A 15,464-nucleotide genomic window follows, 5' to 3' on the forward strand; every position below is an offset into this window, starting at 1 on the left:
CGATGGCCGAGGCCGCCAAGGAAAAGCAGAATCCGATTATCGAGACGGTCAAGACGATCGTCTACGCGCTGCTCATCGCGGGTATCTTTCGGACGTTCTTTTTCCAGCCGTTCTGGATCCCCTCGGGCTCCATGAAGGACACGTTGCTCATCGGGGATTTCCTCTTCGTCAACAAGATGGCCTACGGCTACAGCTACGCCTCCTGCCCCACCATCATCATCCCCCAGCTCGGGATCGACGTGGACGCCGAAGACTTCTGCGGCGTCTTCAAGGGCTCCGAAAACCGCCTCTTCGGCGGCGCGCCCGAGCGTGGCGACGTGGTGGTCTTTCGCCACCCCGTCACGGGCCGCGATTTCATTAAGCGCCTGATCGGTCTGCCCGGCGACGAGGTGCAGCTGCGCGACGGCATGCTCTTTCTGAACGGCACGGCGGTGGAGCGCGTGGAAGCCGCGCCCTTTATCGAGACTTTCGCGCCCCAAGGCCCCCAGGGGCAGACGCCCTTCTGCGCCAATGGCGCCGTGGGCGAGGGCGGGGAATGCATCAAGGAGGCCGTCCGCGAGACGCTCCCCGGCGGCGCCAGCTACCGGGTGCTCAATATCGGCGCGCGCGCGGCCGACAACACCCCCGTCTACACCGTGCGCCCCGGTCACTTCTTCTTCCTCGGGGACAACCGCGACAATTCCACCGACAGCCGCTTTGCCCAGGCCGTGGGCGGGGTGGGCCAGGTCCCGCTGGAGGATATCGTGGGCCGCGCGGACCGGATCATGTTCTCCTCGGCGGGCCGCTCCATCCTGTTCTTCTGGACGTGGCGGAGCGACCGGTACTTCAAGGCAATCGAGTGAAGCTCTCCGCCGAGGTCCGCGCCTTCGAGGACCGCATCGGTCATGCCTTCGCACGGCCCGAGCTTCTGGTGACCGCGCTCACCCATGCCTCGCTCAGCTCCGAGACCCGCTCGGACAATGAACGCCTCGAATTCCTCGGGGATCGCGTGCTCGGCCTTGTGATGGCAGAGGCGCTGCTCGACGCCGATGGCGCGGCCTCCGAGGGACAGCTCGCCCCGCGCTACAACGCCCTCGTCAGGAAGGAGACCTGCGCAGAGGTGGCCCGCGCATGCGGGCTGGGCGAAGTGCTCAAGCTGGGCCGTTCCGAGATGCTGTCCGGCGGGCGCAAGAAGGATGCGCTCCTGGGGGACGGGATGGAGGCGGTGATCGCCGCCGTCTATCGCGACGGCGGGATGGATGCCGCGCAGGCGCTCGTGCTGCGGCTCTGGGGAGATCGCATCACCGAGGTCGAAACCGACGCCCGGGATGCCAAGACCACGCTGCAGGAATGGGCGCAGGCCCGGAAGATGCCGCCGCCGGCCTATACCGAGCTCGCCCGCTCGGGCCCCGATCACGCGCCGGAATTCACCATCGAGGCGCGGCTCGAAGACGGCACGACCGCCAAGGCCAAGGCAGGCAACAAGCGCCAGGCAGAGCAGGCCGCCGCCCGGGCGCTTCTCGAGAAGGTCGGGGCGTGAAGCTCCGGCTGGAGACGCGGGACGACATCGCAGCCATCCGCGAGCTTACCTATGCCGCTTTCGCCACGACGGCCTGGTCCGACGGGACCGAGGGCGCGATCCCGGAAAAGCTGCGCGCCGCCGGCGACCTCGCCCTCTCCCTCGTGGCGGAGATCGACGGCGTGCTGGTGGGCCAGGTCTGCGTTTCGCCGGCCCGCGTGGGCGGCGCTGCCGGCTGGTACGGGATCGGGCCCATCGCCGTCCTCCCCGACCACCACAGGCAGGGCATCGGAAGCGCGCTCATGCACGGGGCCACCGGCTGGGCACTGGGCCAGGGAGCTGCGGGCCTCGTGCTCACCGGGAGCGATGCATATTATCCCCGCTTCGGCTTCGAGAGCGGCTTCGTGAGCTACCTCGAGACGCCCCCGCAATATTGCCTGCGCCTCGTCCTCCACGGCCCGCCCGCCACCGGTGAGATCACCTTCGCCCCCGCACTCCAAGAGGCAGGCTGAGGCGCGGGCTGCCCCTGCGGATGCCTCCGGCGGAGGTACGGGGCACAAAGAAGCTTGGGGCCTGTCCCGCCTCTGGCATCGCATCTCCGGCAGCTTGGCACGTCGCCCTGTTTCTTTGTGCTGCGTACCTCGGGGGTGTGGGGGCTGGCCCCCACGAACGGGCCCACGCGCGCGATTGAAAGCGGCAGGGCGCTGGGGTAAGAGCGCGGGTCTATTTGAAACGGGACCGGCATGACCGAGACAGAGAACACGCGCGCGGGCTTCGTGGCCCTCATCGGGGAGCCCAATGCCGGTAAGTCCACGCTGCTCAACTGGATGGTGGGCGCCAAGGTCTCAATCGTCACCCACAAGGTGCAGACGACGCGGACGCGGATCCGTGGCGTGGCGCTCGAAGGATCGAGCCAGATCGTCTTCGTGGACACGCCCGGCATCTTCAAGCCGCGCCGCAGGCTCGATCGCGCCATGGTCACCGCCGCCTGGGGCGGGATGGCCGATGCCGATGTCACCGTGCTCCTCGTCGAGGCCCATCGCGGGCTGACACCCGGCGTTCGCCAGATCGTCGAGGCACTCGAGGACCGGCCCGGGCGCCTTGTGCTGGCCATCAACAAGATCGACCGGGTGGAAGCGCCGAAGCTCCTGGCGCTCGCGGAGGAGCTCAACGCGCTCCGGACCTTCGAAGAGACCTTCATGATCTCCGCCGAGCGCGGCCATGGCTGCGCCGATCTCAAGGCCTGGCTCGCGCGCGAGGTGCCCAAGGGCCCCTGGCTCTACCCGGAGGATCAGATCGCCGATCTCCCGCTCCGCATGATCGCCGCGGAGATGACCCGCGAGAAGCTCACGCTGCGCCTCCACCAGGAGCTCCCTTACCAGCTCACCGTGGAAACCGAGGCTTGGGAGGAGCGCGAGGACGGTACCGCCCGCATTGACCAGGTCATTTACGTCATGCGGGACGGCCACAAGGGGATCGTGCTCGGCAAGAAGGGCGAGACGGTGAAGGCGATCAGCCAGGCGGCGCGGGGCGAGCTTGAGGAATTCCTCGGCCGCAAGGTCCACCTCTTCGTGCAGGTGAAGGTCCGGCCCGGCTGGCTCGAGGAGCGCGCGCGCTACGCCGAGATGGGCCTCGAGTTCCGCGATGGGGACGCGTGAGGCTCGCCGCCGACATCTGGGTCGCGGCCTATCTGCAGCGGCTGCGCCTGAGCGACATTGCGGCCTTCGTCGTCCAGAAGGGCGACGCGACCGCGGGGGCCGTGCTCGTGAAGCAATCCACCCTCGATGGCGCGGCCACCTGCTACCAGCGCACGTTCGACCTGATGACGGGAGAACGCCGCTGGATGGAACTCGCGCGCGGCGCGGAGGCCGAGGTGGACGCGGCCATCGCGGGCCAGCGGCGCTACGACCCCGATCTCTGGGTGATCGAGGTCGAGGATCGCGCGGGCCGGCACCTCCTCGACGAACCGGGGCTCTCGGAATGATCGAGTGGCGCGATGAGGGCCTGCTCCTCACCGTGCGCCCCCATGGCGAGGGCTCCGCGATCATCCATGTCCTCACCGCCCAGCATGGCCGCACGCCCGGCGTCGTGCGCGGCGGCGCGAGCCGCAAGATGGCGCCCCTCCTCCAGCCCGGCGCGCAGCTCGACGTGACATGGAAGGCGCGCCTCGAAGACCATCTGGGCGCCTACAGCGTGGAGCCCATCCGGTCCCGCGCCGCGGGTCTCATGGGCGACGCGATGGCGCTCGCGGGGCTCCAATCGGCCACGGCGCTCGCGGCGCTCCTGCTGCCGGAACGGGAAGCCGCGCCCGAGGCCTATGCGCGGACGACGGAGCTCCTCGATCTCATGGCGGTGACGGACGCCTGGCCACTCGCGTACCTGCGCTGGGAGCTCGGTCTGCTCGAGCTCATGGGCTACGGCCTCGATCTCGCCCGTTGCGCCGTCTCGGGCGCCACGGAGGGCCTCGCCCATGTCTCGCCTAAGACTGGCCGCGCCGTGGCGGCCGGGGCCGCGGGGGACTGGGCTCCCCGGCTCCTGCCGCTGCCCGCGCCCTTGAAGCCGGGCGGCGACGGCTCTGATGCGGAGATCGCCGAGGCTCTGGGCACGACCGGTTTCTTTCTCGACAAGGCGTTGGGGCAGGGGGAACTGCCGGCGGCGCGGCAACGCCTGCGCGCGGCGCTTGAGCGATCAGGAGGCTGAGCCGCCCGCCGCTCTGCCCGCGGCACGAAAGACCATCTCGCGCCCGTCCTCGCCGGAGAGAAGGAGAACGTCGCCGCTCACCTCCGCGATGGCCATGGCGCTCAGCGCCTCGAAGAACCGCGTTTCCGCGGCAAGCTCCGGGCAGGCGCGGCGCGTGGCGGCGAGGGGGGCCGATCTCGATCCAGGGATAGGGCGCGCTTTGCGTCGCGTTGAAGGCGTTGCAGGGGCCGCGCCCGGTGACCCGGCCGGCATCCGGGAAGGAGAGCGTGGCCTCGGCCGTCCACGGCGCGCCGTCGAGCTCCACCAGATGCCATGTCTCGGACGGGTCGAGAAATCCCGAGATCGTCTCATCGGGCCCGCATGCTGCGAGGATCGGCAGGGTCAGGAGCGGCAATAGGGCCCGCGTGAGGCTCATCCCTTGGCGTCCACCACGAACCGCGCGGAGGCGAGAAGGGCCTCCCGCCCCGAGATCGGCGTGGCCCCGTAGAGCGCGCGCGCCTCACTGTCATCCGTCGGGGTCCGAACTCCCATGGAGGGCAACACGCCCCGCACCGCCGGGTCAAAGAGCGCAATGAGGCGCAGCAGCCATTTCGGCGCGACGGTGGTGGCGATCTTCTTCTGCGGGTAGGTCTCCTTGAGGAGCTGCGCCATCTCCGGCATCGACCACGTGCTCTCGGCGGCGATGATGCGCTTGCCGATGGTGGCGTCCTTGGTCAGCGCATCGACGTGATAGCGGCTCACATCGGCGACATCGACCACCGGGAAGGAGATGTCGGGCACGGCCGGATCCTTGCCCGCGAGAATGCGCTCCACGAGCTGGAGCGAAGTCCCGTAGGCGCTGTCCATCGGGCGGCCCGCCACGAGGCCGGGATTGATGACCGTCATCCGCATCTCCGGATGCTTTCCCACGAACTCCCAGGCTGCGCGTTCGGCGAGGGTCTTTGACTTCACGTAGGCCGAGGCCGCGGGATGATCGATCTCCGTCCAGTCTGCGGCGTTGTAGCGATGGCCGCTCGGGCGCTTGGCATAGACGACGGCGGCGGTGGAGGAGGTGAGGATGAAGCGCGTCACGCCGGCGGCCTGCGCGGCTTTCAGTGCGCGTAGCGTGCCGTGCACGGCCGGGCGGATGAGATCATGCTCGTTCTTGGGCTGCGCCATGGGAAAGGGCGAGGCCGTGTGGATCACAGCATCGACGCCCACCATGGCCTCGGGCCAGCCGTCATCGGCGGAGAGGTCCAGCGTGACGAAGCTCAGCCTGTCCTGCACGTCATCGCCGCCCACGGCGGCCCGCACCTCGGCCTGCCTGCCGGGGCTGCGGAGAGACCCGCGTACGGTGTGCCCGGCTGCGAGAAGATCATGCGCGATTCGCTTGGCAATGAAACCGGTAATGCCAGTCAGAAGGATCATGCGACGTCACCCCTGCGCGTTCCCTTTGCAGAGGCCACCCATGCGCCTCCACCCCGACTCAACCTAAGAGATAGGAGGGCGGGGCGGAAAGTATGATTTGGTGAGAATTCCTCAAAACATGTTGAGAAAGCCTCATTTTCGCTCGAAGTGGCGCAACGTCATGGGCCCCATGGGCCCCATGGGCCCCATGGGCCACGGAGGCCTCGTACGGCGCGCGAGTGACGGTGAGAGCCCTCTGAAGGCGGCACGGCTGAGGCCTTGTCAGGCCCTCACCGTCCGCGCTGCTGAACGCAAGGCCCCTTCAGAACCCGACGCAATCCTCGTCGACCCGCTCAGGCGAGCAGGCGGCGGGCAATGACCTGTGCCTGGATCTCTGCCGCACCTTCAAAGATGTTGAGGATCCGCGCGTCGCAGAGGATGCGGCTGATCTTGTATTCCAGCGCAAAGCCGTTGCCGCCATGGATCTGCAGCGCATTGTCGGAGGCCGCCCAGGCCACGCGGGCACCGAGCAGCTTGGCCATGCCAGCCTCGAGGTCACAGCGGCGGCCTTCGTCCTTCTCCACGGCGGAGAAATAGGTGAGCTGCCGCGCGACCATGATCTCCACCGCCATCATGGCGAGCTTCGAGGCCACGCGCGGGAATTCGATGATCGACTTCCCGAAGGCCTGCCGGTCGAGGGCGTATTTCATCCCTTCGTCGAGCGCCGATTGCGCCACGCCCACCGCGCGGGCGGCGGTCTGGATGCGGGCGCTCTCGAAGGTCTCCATGAGCTGCTTGAAGCCCTTGCCCTCCTCGCCGCCGAGGAGGTTCTCGCCCTTCACTTTGAAATCATCGAAGTTGAGCGTGTATTCCTTCATGCCGCGGTAACCCAGCACCTCGATCTCTCCGCCGGAGATGCCGGGATCCTGCCAGGGCTCTGCGTCCGTGCCGGGCGTCTTTTCAGCGAGGAACATGGAGAGGCCGCGATAGTCGGTCGTGTCGGGCACGGTGCGCGCGAGCACGGTCATCACGTGCGTGCGCGAGGCGTGGGTGATCCACGTCTTGTTGCCGTTGAGGATCCAGTCGCCGTTGTCGTCCTTCTTGGCGCGGGTCTTGAGCGCGCCGAGGTCGGAGCCGGTATTGGGCTCGGTGAAGACGGCCGTGGGCAGGATTTCCGCCGAGGCGAGGCCCGGCAGCCACTTTTCCTTCTGCTCTTCCGTGCCGCCGCAGAGGATCAGCTCGGCGGCGATCTCGGAGCGCGTCGCGAGCGAGCCCACGCCGATATAGCCGCGGGAGAGCTCCTCGGAGACGACGCACATGGAGGCCTTGGAAAGACCGAGCCCGCCGTGCTCCTCCGGGATGGTGAGGCCGAAGACGCCCATTTCCGCGAGCTCCTCGATCGTCTCCATCGGGATGAGTTCGTCCTTCAGGTGCCATTCATGGGCGAAGGGCTCCACGCGGTCGATGGAGTAGCGGCGGAACTGCTCGCGGATCATTTCGAGCTCTTCATCGAGGCCGGAGCGGCCCACGATCGTATTCTGCTGCTCCTGCATGAGCGCCACGAGGCGAAGGCGCGCGGCCTGCGTGTTGCCCGCATTGCAGAGCGTCATGACCGCCGGCGCCATGAGCGCGCGCTGGTCTTCCTGGCTGAGGCCGATGTCTTGCAGGCGCACGACCTCGCCTTGGTTCATCTGGATGCCGCCGTAGATCTGCCAGAGGTATTCCCCGAAGGCGATCTGGTGTATGAGCTGCTCCATCTCGCCGAACTGGCCCTCAGCGTCGAGCTTCTCGGCCCAGGCCTGCATCTGCGCGAGGCTTTCGGCGTAGGTGGCCAGCCATGCAAGGCCATGGGCGGCGGTCTGGTGCGCATCGACGAGCGCGCCGGAGACGCGGCCCTCTTCTGTCACCATGCTGCGCAGCGCGTCCTTGGCGGCGGAGGTCACGGCCTGGACCGGGCCCATGGCATCGCGCGTCAGTCCCAGCAGGTCCGCCAGGATGGGCGTCTCGATCTGGATTTGTCCGTCATGGGCCATGGGATCCTCCGTTTCAGCTCTGCCGTGAGCTAGTGTGTTTGCAGGTGCAGCGCAACAATAATTCGCCAGTTTATTTACAAGCGCATGAAAGTGTCGCGGCCGATTTCGGCTGCGGCGGCGCGCCGGGCGGCGTAGACCCCTTTCTATGCTGGATACCGTCACGATCCTACCGCTTCTTCTCGCGGCCTTCACGGTCGCCTTCGCCGCGGGCGTCATCAAGGGCATCGTGGGCTTTGCCATGCCCATGGTGCTGATCTCGGGCCTCTCGACCTTCATGCCGCCCGAACAGGCGCTGGCCGGGCTCATCCTGCCCACGCTGGTGACGAACGGGCTCCAGGCGCTGCGGCAGGGCCCGCGCGCCGCCTGGGCCTCGATCCGGCGCTTCCGGCTCTTTCTCGCGGTCGGCGCCGTGGCCCTCATCGCGGCCTCGCAGCTCGTGCTCGTCATTCCCCAGAAGGTGTTCCTCCTCGGCCTCGGCATCCCCGTGACGCTGTATGCCCTTGCCACGCTCGCGGGCGTGCCGATGACGCTGAGCGCGCGAAGCAAGGCAGTGTCGGTGGGCATGGGCGCCTTCGCGGGCGCCGTGGGCGGGCTCTCCGGCGTCTGGGGGCCCATGACCGTGGCCTACCTAACAGCCTACGACCTCCCCAAGGCAGAGCAGATGCGCGTGCAAGGGGTGATCTACGGCCTCGGGGCAGTGCTGCTTGTGGGGGCGCACACGGCCTCGGGTGTCTTCAACGCGCAAAGCGCGCAATTCTCCGCGCTCCTCGTGGTGCCCGCCGTGGCGGGTCTTGCCGTGGGCTTCGCGATCCAGGACCGGATGGACCAGCGCCGCTTCAAGCAGGCCACGCTGCTGGTTTTGACGGTGGCGGGGCTCAACCTCATTCGCCGCGGCCTTCTCGGCTGAGCGACGCCGCGGCGCGGACTGCTGCATCCGCGAGGCGGGCTTACGAGCTAGTGGCAGAGGGCTTATTTGTGCGGAATTTCCCGTGTGGCTGCTCTGTCGCGGGCCTCACGCAAATGAGGGACGAGGCCGGGGCGTTCCGCCTTTTTGAAATGGTCAGTGGACAAGGCCGTGCCGCGCCGTCTTACTGATGGCGCGGTCTGGCGTAATTAAAGGCGTCCTGTGAGCGACAGGTGCCTTTGGTTCCATACGAACGAGTCGAGGGGGCTTTGCGATGCCGCAACTTGGAAAGATCGGCGGCTTGGCCGCCCTTTACCTCGGGCTGGCCTACGCGGCCGGGATCGGGATCTTCCTCGTGGTTCTCGATCTGCCGAGCATCACCACGACCGAAGGGAAGCTCGAGCTCATCGCCGCCAACGCACGCCTCTACCACCTCATGCATCTGGCGATCTACGTTGTCTTCGGCGTCGCCCTTACGGCGTTTGTTCTTGCTTTGCAGGAGACCCTGAAGAGCGCGGCCCCGGCCTCCGTTCGCGTCGCGGCCGTGCTCGGGTTCATCTGGGCCGGGCTCCTGATCGCCAGCGGGATGGTCACGATCGCGGGGATCGCCCCCGCGCTTGAGCTCTTTGAAACCGACCCCGGCGCGGCGGCGCTCTATTGGTCCGGTATCGAGACGGTCGCGGACGGGATCGGCCTCGGCCAAGGAGAGATCCTCGGCGGCTTGATGACCCTGATCTTCTCGATCGCGGCCCTGCGCGGCGGCATCTTCCCGAAGATCCTGAACTATCTCGGGATCGTGGTCGGGGTAGCGGGGACGATCTCGGTCGTTCCCGGACTGCACGACATGGCAGCCCTCTTCGGGATCACCCAGCTCGTCTGGTTTCTCTGGTTGGGCGTAGTCCTCCTACGCCGCTGACAGAGCACTTGAGTTGGCCGAACACCGTCAACCCGCGCCTATGTCGCCACGCGCGACGATGGGTTGGTGTCGCCACAGTAGGATTGTCGCCTTGTCGAGGGCCCAAGCCTTGCCGAAAAGCTACTTCGCAAACAATGAACGAAGCGGCGCGGAAGCCCATCCATAGGCCTTGAAGATCAGCTCAAGGATTTCGCCGCTCTTCTCAATGAACCCCGGTTTCTGGCTCTCATCGTGCAGCTTTTTCACCTTCGCCTTAAGCTCTTCAATCTCCGCTTCGGAAACCTTTGCGTCCTTCGCAGACTCTTCGAGATGCTGCACAAAGCTGACCCACGCAGCGTCTGACTCTGTCACCTTTGTTGAAGCGTCAGATACGATCTTGTTTCTGTCGCCTTGCGTCGCTGAGCCTACGGCGACCGAACCCGAAGTGACGTTGATGTTCATCTCAGTTTTCTTGGTCATCAGGCTGCTCCACTCGCTTGGCCGCGTACACGGTTCATTGCACCCTGAACCACGCTGCCCATGCTGACTTTTCCACCAGAGATGTTGATGTTCATGATCTGCGCTTTCTGCTCTCGCAGGGTGCTTGTATCGATCCCGGCTGCGTCCAATTCGTCAGCCACTGTGTCAAACACGGTTTCATGCGCCCATCGTAGGCGCGTATAGACGTCCATTTCCTGGTAGTCGCTGCGATAAGGGGTGAAGAGAAATCGCGCTGGGAAGGATTTGTTGCGGAGCCAGTAAATCGGCCAGAGAAATACGGCGACGGGCGCCACCGCAAGAAAGACAAGTTTTCGGTTCTTTGTGATCGGTCCTTTTTCGAACAGCCACCAGCGGACGGAGTGCATGTCTCCGATCTGTTGAGTTCTGATGATCAGGCTGGGTTCTGACACGCGTGTGGTGGACGAGACGCTGATGAGATTAAACGCGCGGGGATCGTTTACCCTGAGGTTTCGGTCGCGGTCGGTTATGACAAGCGTGTTGGTATTGGAGCCAAGTCCTTTCGCCTGCATCGCGTTGCCGATGGCGTCGACAAGTCTGCTGCTGATGTCACTGTCATGACTGAAGGCATGTTCGAACGTTCCGCGTGCAATGCCGAGGTAGTTGAAAGCATCCATCCGGCGGAAGTTGAACTTGCCGGAGCCGGCGGCATTTTCGATCCTGCGTAGCGCTGAATATGAAAAGGCGATGCTCCCTAACACCCAGATGGCGGGAAGTCCGTATATCAACAACAGATCGAGGCCGCTGAAAGAGTTCCAGAGGGATCGGTAGTACACCTCGAGATAATATGATTGCCCGATCGAGAAGTAGAGAAGACCGACAATGAGCAAGAGAATAAGGCTCACCCGGTCTTTGAGGATGTCCTCATTATTCATGGCGGCACCTGCAAATGACATTCTGAAATGCAGAAATGGTCGTCGAAAATGACGGCGCGCGCAACCTTGCCGTGTTCCGGCGCTCAATCTAGGCGTGAAACCCCCGCAAACACTGCTGTATATTCTGCCAAGCGCCCTAAAATGTGGCGTGTGCGCGGGTGGTAAGGCGTCGTGGTGCAATGGGCCGACGCCGCGTCGACCCGTTTAAGGGCTCACCCGATCGCCACCGCTTTCACGTCGTCGTCGATATGGGGCAGGTATTGCTCGAAGTTGTCGGAGAACATCTGCACGAGCTTTTCGGCCTGCTTATCGTAGGCCGTGCCGTCGTCCCAGGTGCGGCGGGGGGTAAGGAGGAGGTCGGCGACGCCGGGCACGCTCACCGGCACCTCGAAGCCGAAATTCTCGTCCTTGCGGAATTGACCGTTGTTCAGCGTCCCGTCGAGCGCCGCCGACAACAGCGCGCGGGTGGCGCGAATGGGCATCCGCGAGCCTTCGCCATAGGCACCACCGGTCCAGCCAGTGTTCACGAGCCAGCAGGTCGCGCCGTGCTTGGCGATCTTCTCGCGCAGGAGGCGGCCATATTCTTCGGGGCGGCGCGGCATGAAGGGCGCGCCGAAGCAAGTGGAGAAGGTGGGCTCGGGCTCTGTCACACCGCGCTCGGTTCCGGCGACCTTCGCTGTGAAGCCCGACAGGAAGTGATACATCGCCTGCGCGGGCGTGAGCCGCGCGATGGGAGGCAGCACGCCGAAGGCGTCGCAGGTGAGCATGATGATGTTCTTCGGGTGCCCGCCGAGCGCCGTGGCCGAGGCATTGGAGATGTAATCGAGCGGGTAGGCGCAGCGCATGTTGGCGGTCAGGCTGTCATCCTCGAAATCGAGCGCCTTCGTCTCGGGGTCGAAGACCATGTTCTCGATGACGGTGCCGAATTTGCGCGTTGTGGCATAGATCTCGGGCTCGGCTTCCGCGCTGAGCTTGATCGTCTTGGCGTAGCAGCCGCCCTCGAAGTTGAACGTGCCGCGCTCGGACCAGCCGTGCTCGTCATCGCCGATGAGCACGCGGTCGGGATCTGCGGAGAGCGTCGTCTTGCCGGTGCCCGAGAGGCCAAAGAAGATGGCCGTGTCGACCGGATTGCCCGGCGCGTGGTTGGCGGAGCAATGCATCGGCATGATGCCGCGCTCGGGCAGGAGGTAGTTGAGCAGCGTGAAAACGCTCTTCTTGTTCTCGCCCGCGTATTCCGTCCCCGCGATCAGGATGATCTTGCGTTCGAAATTCATCGTCACGACGGTCTCGCTGCGGCAATCGTGCCGGGCGGGGTCGGCCTTGAAAGAGGGGCAGTTGATGACCGTCCAGTCCGCCTCGAACTCGGCGAGCTCCTCGGCATCCGGGCGGCGCAGCATGTGGCGGATGAAAAGCGAGTGCCAGGCGAGCTCGGTGACCATGCGCACGTCGAGGCGATGCGCGGGATCCGCGCCGCCGAAGAGATCCTGCACGAAGTACTCGCGGCCCGCCATGTGCGCGAGGATGTCTTCATAGAGGGCGTCGAAGCCTTCGGGGCTCATCTCCGCGTTCTGCTCCCACCAGATATGATCGGCCACGTTCGCGGTGCGCACGATATGCTTGTCCTTGGGCGAGCGACCCGTGAACTTTCCGGTGGAGACGAGGAGGGTCCCGCCCTGGCCGAGCTCACCCTCGCCGCGCTTGAGCGCGGTTTCGACGAGCGCGGGCTCCGACAGGTTGTAATAGACCGCGCCGAGGCCCGTGATCCCTTGCGTTTCGAGGGTGAATGACGGGTTTACGCGGCCTTGTGCCATGGATCTCGCGGCTCCTTTGATCTCCAGTGAGGGCCACGATATAAGGCGGTGGCGCGCAATAATAGTGCGCGCGCAGCATGTTAGCGATACCAATCTTACGTTTGCGCAAACACGCGGGCCGGGCCCGCCTAGGGCGCTCTCAGGGCGCTCTCAGGGCGCACGCGCCACCCCTGTCTGCTGGGCACCGGTGCGGCGGAGCGGGGCAGGGTAGGGCGGCGGCGGGCAAAAAGTGAGGCAATTAAGCCGCCTTTCATCGTTTTCAGAGCTCACTGGCAGAGAGAACTCATGAGTGATTCGCTTTTCCGTTGATTTTTCGCCCCGCTTCCGCAACGAAGATAGAAAACGGCAGGCAAAAACAGAGCAGTACGAGAGGCATAAAACATGTCCAAGATCGCCCTTGTGGACGACGACAGAAATATCCTGACGTCCGTGTCCATCACCCTCGAGGCCGAGGGCTTCGACGTGGAAACCTATAATGACGGCCAGTCCGCGCTCGACGCGTTCAACAAGTCGATGCCCGACATGGCCGTGCTCGACATCAAGATGCCGCGCATGGACGGCATGGATCTCCTCCAGCGACTGCGTCAGAAAACGACGATGCCGGTGATCTTCCTCACCTCCAAGGATGACGAGATCGACGAGGTCCTCGGGCTTCGGATGGGCGCGGACGACTACGTCAAGAAGCCCTTCTCCCAGCGCCTTCTCGTGGAGCGCATCCGCGCGCTCCTGCGCCGGCAGGAGGCGATCTCGGGCGACGTGGTGGCCGAGACCGAAGAGACCAAGGTCATGACCCGCGGGCACCTGACCATGGATCCGCTGCGCCACGCCGTGTCGTGGAAAGGCAACGACGTGAGCCTCACGGTCACCGAATTTCTCCTGCTTCAGGCACTGGCTCAGCGGCCCGGCTTCGTGAAGTCGCGCGACCAGCTGATGGACGTGGCCTACGACGATCAGGTCTATGTGGACGACCGCACCATCGACAGCCACATCAAGCGTTTGCGCAAGAAAATGCGGACCGCCGACGATGAGTTTTCCGCTATCGAAACTCTCTACGGCATCGGCTACCGTTACAACGAAGAATAAAGAAACCTGGGCGGGGGGATGACGCCCCGATGAGCAACCGAGAGATCGACGTGCGCGATCTGAACAGCGTCCGGCAGGCTGATATCCTGCTGGGCGACGATTGGATTGCGCCCGACGCCACCGTCGAGAAAGAGCTGCAGAACCGGCGCAAGCGCCGCTCCATCATCGCGCTCAATCGCTCGCCGCTGGCGCGCAAGATCATCACGTTCAACCTGCTGGCCCTCGTCATCCTCGTGGCGGGCGTGCTCTATCTCAATCCCTCCCGCGAAAGCCTCGCCTTCCAGCGCGCCACGGGCCTCGTTACCGAGGCCGAGCTCATCGCCGATGTTTTCGAGGCGGGCCTGCCCGCCACAGCCCCTGCGAACCTCGCCACCGGCGACGGGATCGAGGTGGGCGAGGTTCTGGCAGGGCTCGACCTGCGCGGCGGGATCGAGGTCTTCGTCTTCGACACCAGCGAGGCGCTCGTCGCCACGACGGTGGACATGGACCGCGGCGATCCCATTGCCGTGCGCGGCCTCGCGCGGGACGTGCGCTCCACCCTCATCACGGAGTTCCTCAATTCCGTCTGGGACGGCATTTCGAGCCTTCTGGCACCGGCCGATCTCGAGCCCATGCGCATCTCTCCCGAAGAGCAGGTGCGCGCGCTCCTGCCCACCGCGCTCGCGGGCAGCGCCCAGGCCAGCACGGGGCAAAACGCCGAGGGCTCCAGCATCTTCTCCGTGGCCACCCCGATCGAGCAGAACGGTACGGTCGTGGGCGCCGTGGCCCTCGTGAGCGCTGCGGGCGAGATCGACCAGCTCGTGCGCCAGGAGCGCGAGCAGGTGCTACAGATGTTTGTCATCGCGCTGCTCGTCTCCATCGGCCTCGGCCTCGTCCTCGCGTCCACCATTGCCAACCCGCTCTCGGACCTCGCCGCCGCGGCAGAGCTCGGGCGCGACAAGAACGCCCGCAAGATGTCGCCCTCTCGCATCCGCATCCCCGACCTGACCGCACGACCCGACGAGATCGGCCGCCTCAGCGGGGCGCTGCGCGGCATGGTCTCGGCGCTCTACGACCGGATCGACAACAACGAACAATTCGCCGCCGACGTCGCCCACGAGATCAAGAACCCGCTCGCCTCGCTGCGCTCCGCCGTGGGCACGCTCCGCGTGGCCAAGCGCGATGACCAGCGCGAGAAGCTCTTCGACGTGATCGACCACGACGTGCGTCGCCTCGACCGCCTTGTCAGCGATATCTCCAACGCCTCCCGCCTCGACAGCGAGCTGGTGAAGGAGGAGGAGGAGCCCTTCGACCTGATCAACATGCTCTCGAACCTGGCGCAGTATCTGGGGCAGGAAGCCGAGGCGAAGGGGATCGACTTCATCACCGACCTCCCCGAAGGCCCGCTCGTCACGCAGGGTCTAGAGGCGCGGCTGGCGCAGGTCTTCGTCAATCTCATCACCAACGCCACGAGCTTCTGTGGCGACGGCGACGCGATCCGCGTGTGGGCGCGGAAGCGCGAGAACAGGGTCCTCGTCGTGGTGGAGGATACAGGCCCCGGCATCCCCGACGGCGCCCTCCAGAAGATCTTCAAGCGCTTCTATTCCGAGCGGCCAGCGGGCCAGTTCGGCAACAATTCGGGCCTCGGGCTCGCGATCTCCAAGCAGATCGTGGAAGCCCATGGCGGCGTCATCTGGGCCGAGAACATCCGCCCCACGGAGGCGGATCTGACCTCCGATCCGCTCGGTGCGCGCTTCGTGGTGGGCCTCCCTGTCTGATCC

16 protein-coding genes and 1 pseudogene are annotated in these 15,464 nt (G+C 65.5%); 10 read left to right on the plus strand and 7 right to left on the minus strand.

From position 1 onward, the window contains the following. Window positions 1-2: 2 nt before the first annotated feature. The 6 genes from lepB to recO all read left to right on the plus strand — a co-directional run bounded on the left by lepB (window position 3) and on the right by recO (window position 4,198). Window positions 3-842 carry a signal peptidase I gene (lepB, locus tag AAFM92_13770; protein ID MEL7301447.1) on the plus strand — a complete coding sequence of 280 codons (840 nt, stop codon included), beginning with the start codon at window positions 3-5 and terminating at the stop codon, window positions 840-842. Continuing rightward, the gene (gene rnc, locus AAFM92_13775) at window positions 839-1,519 is read left to right on the plus strand and encodes a ribonuclease III (GenBank protein MEL7301448.1); all 681 of its coding nucleotides are present in this window, start codon (window positions 839-841) and stop codon (window positions 1,517-1,519) included. The genes lepB and rnc overlap by 4 nt, the downstream gene beginning before the upstream one ends. Beyond that, window positions 1,516-2,010 (plus strand): N-acetyltransferase, encoded by a 495-nt coding sequence (locus AAFM92_13780; GenBank protein ID MEL7301449.1) that lies wholly within the window; start codon window positions 1,516-1,518, stop codon window positions 2,008-2,010. The genes rnc and AAFM92_13780 overlap by 4 nt, the downstream gene beginning before the upstream one ends. Before the next feature lie 231 nt (window positions 2,011-2,241). Continuing rightward, entirely contained in the window at window positions 2,242-3,156 is a 915-nt protein-coding gene (gene era / locus AAFM92_13785) for a GTPase Era (protein MEL7301450.1), read from the plus strand. After that, a complete protein-coding gene (locus AAFM92_13790; protein ID MEL7301451.1) occupies window positions 3,153-3,482 on the plus strand; it encodes a DUF1491 family protein in 330 nt (109 codons plus the stop codon). The genes era and AAFM92_13790 overlap by 4 nt, the downstream gene beginning before the upstream one ends. After that, entirely contained in the window at window positions 3,479-4,198 is a 720-nt protein-coding gene (recO, locus tag AAFM92_13795) for a DNA repair protein RecO (GenBank protein ID MEL7301452.1), read from the plus strand. Before AAFM92_13790 ends, recO begins: the two co-directional genes overlap by 4 nt. Here the strand turns inward: recO and AAFM92_13800 are convergent. From AAFM92_13800 to AAFM92_13815, 4 genes and pseudogenes are all read right to left on the minus strand, one after another. Next, entirely contained in the window at window positions 4,187-4,450 is a 264-nt protein-coding gene (locus AAFM92_13800; protein ID MEL7301453.1) for an META domain-containing protein, read from the minus strand. The genes recO and AAFM92_13800 overlap by 12 nt on opposite strands. After that, window positions 4,425-4,613 (minus strand): annotated as a pseudogene (locus tag AAFM92_13805) (META domain-containing protein). Before AAFM92_13805 ends, AAFM92_13800 begins: the two are co-directional and overlap by 26 nt. After that, on the minus strand, window positions 4,610-5,605 hold the full coding sequence (locus AAFM92_13810; protein ID MEL7301454.1) for an NAD-dependent epimerase/dehydratase family protein: 996 nt from the start codon (window positions 5,603-5,605) through the stop codon (window positions 4,610-4,612). Before AAFM92_13810 ends, AAFM92_13805 begins: the two are co-directional and overlap by 4 nt. A 332-nt stretch (window positions 5,606-5,937) precedes the next feature. Then, window positions 5,938-7,617 carry an acyl-CoA dehydrogenase family protein gene (locus tag AAFM92_13815; GenBank protein ID MEL7301455.1) on the minus strand — a complete coding sequence of 560 codons (1,680 nt, stop codon included), beginning with the start codon at window positions 7,615-7,617 and terminating at the stop codon, window positions 5,938-5,940. A 145-nt stretch (window positions 7,618-7,762) separates the two neighbouring features. Between AAFM92_13815 and AAFM92_13820 the strand changes: the two genes are divergently transcribed. Both AAFM92_13820 and AAFM92_13825 read left to right on the plus strand, forming a co-directional pair. Beyond that, window positions 7,763-8,524, plus strand: a complete 762-nt coding sequence (locus AAFM92_13820; protein MEL7301456.1) for a sulfite exporter TauE/SafE family protein — start codon at window positions 7,763-7,765, stop codon at window positions 8,522-8,524. Between the two features lie 271 nt (window positions 8,525-8,795). Continuing rightward, window positions 8,796-9,437 (plus strand): hypothetical protein, encoded by a 642-nt coding sequence (locus AAFM92_13825; protein ID MEL7301457.1) that lies wholly within the window; start codon window positions 8,796-8,798, stop codon window positions 9,435-9,437. A 120-nt stretch (window positions 9,438-9,557) separates the two neighbouring features. Here AAFM92_13825 and AAFM92_13830 read toward each other — a convergent pair whose 3' ends face one another. The 3 genes from AAFM92_13830 to AAFM92_13840 form a co-directional block, all read right to left on the minus strand. Further along, window positions 9,558-9,896, minus strand: a complete 339-nt coding sequence (locus tag AAFM92_13830; protein MEL7301458.1) for a hypothetical protein — start codon at window positions 9,894-9,896, stop codon at window positions 9,558-9,560. Then, window positions 9,896-10,810, minus strand: a complete 915-nt coding sequence (locus tag AAFM92_13835; GenBank protein ID MEL7301459.1) for a hypothetical protein — start codon at window positions 10,808-10,810, stop codon at window positions 9,896-9,898. Before AAFM92_13835 ends, AAFM92_13830 begins: the two co-directional genes overlap by 1 nt. Before the next feature lie 212 nt (window positions 10,811-11,022). Then, the gene (locus AAFM92_13840; GenBank protein ID MEL7301460.1) at window positions 11,023-12,621 is read right to left on the minus strand and encodes a phosphoenolpyruvate carboxykinase; all 1,599 of its coding nucleotides are present in this window, start codon (window positions 12,619-12,621) and stop codon (window positions 11,023-11,025) included. A 381-nt stretch (window positions 12,622-13,002) separates the two neighbouring features. Between AAFM92_13840 and AAFM92_13845 the strand changes: the two genes are divergently transcribed. Together AAFM92_13845 and AAFM92_13850 are read left to right on the plus strand one after the other, a co-directional pair. Next, window positions 13,003-13,704: a response regulator transcription factor gene (locus AAFM92_13845; protein ID MEL7301461.1), complete on the plus strand. Its 702-nt coding sequence runs from the start codon at window positions 13,003-13,005 to the stop codon at window positions 13,702-13,704. A gap of 29 nt (window positions 13,705-13,733) precedes the next feature. Then, window positions 13,734-15,461, plus strand: a complete 1,728-nt coding sequence (locus tag AAFM92_13850; GenBank protein MEL7301462.1) for a sensor histidine kinase — start codon at window positions 13,734-13,736, stop codon at window positions 15,459-15,461. Window positions 15,462-15,464: the final 3 nt, after the last annotated feature.

Source organism: Pseudomonadota bacterium (assembly GCA_038533575.1).
Classification (GTDB): Bacteria; Pseudomonadota; Alphaproteobacteria; order Rhodobacterales; family Rhodobacteraceae; genus Shimia_B.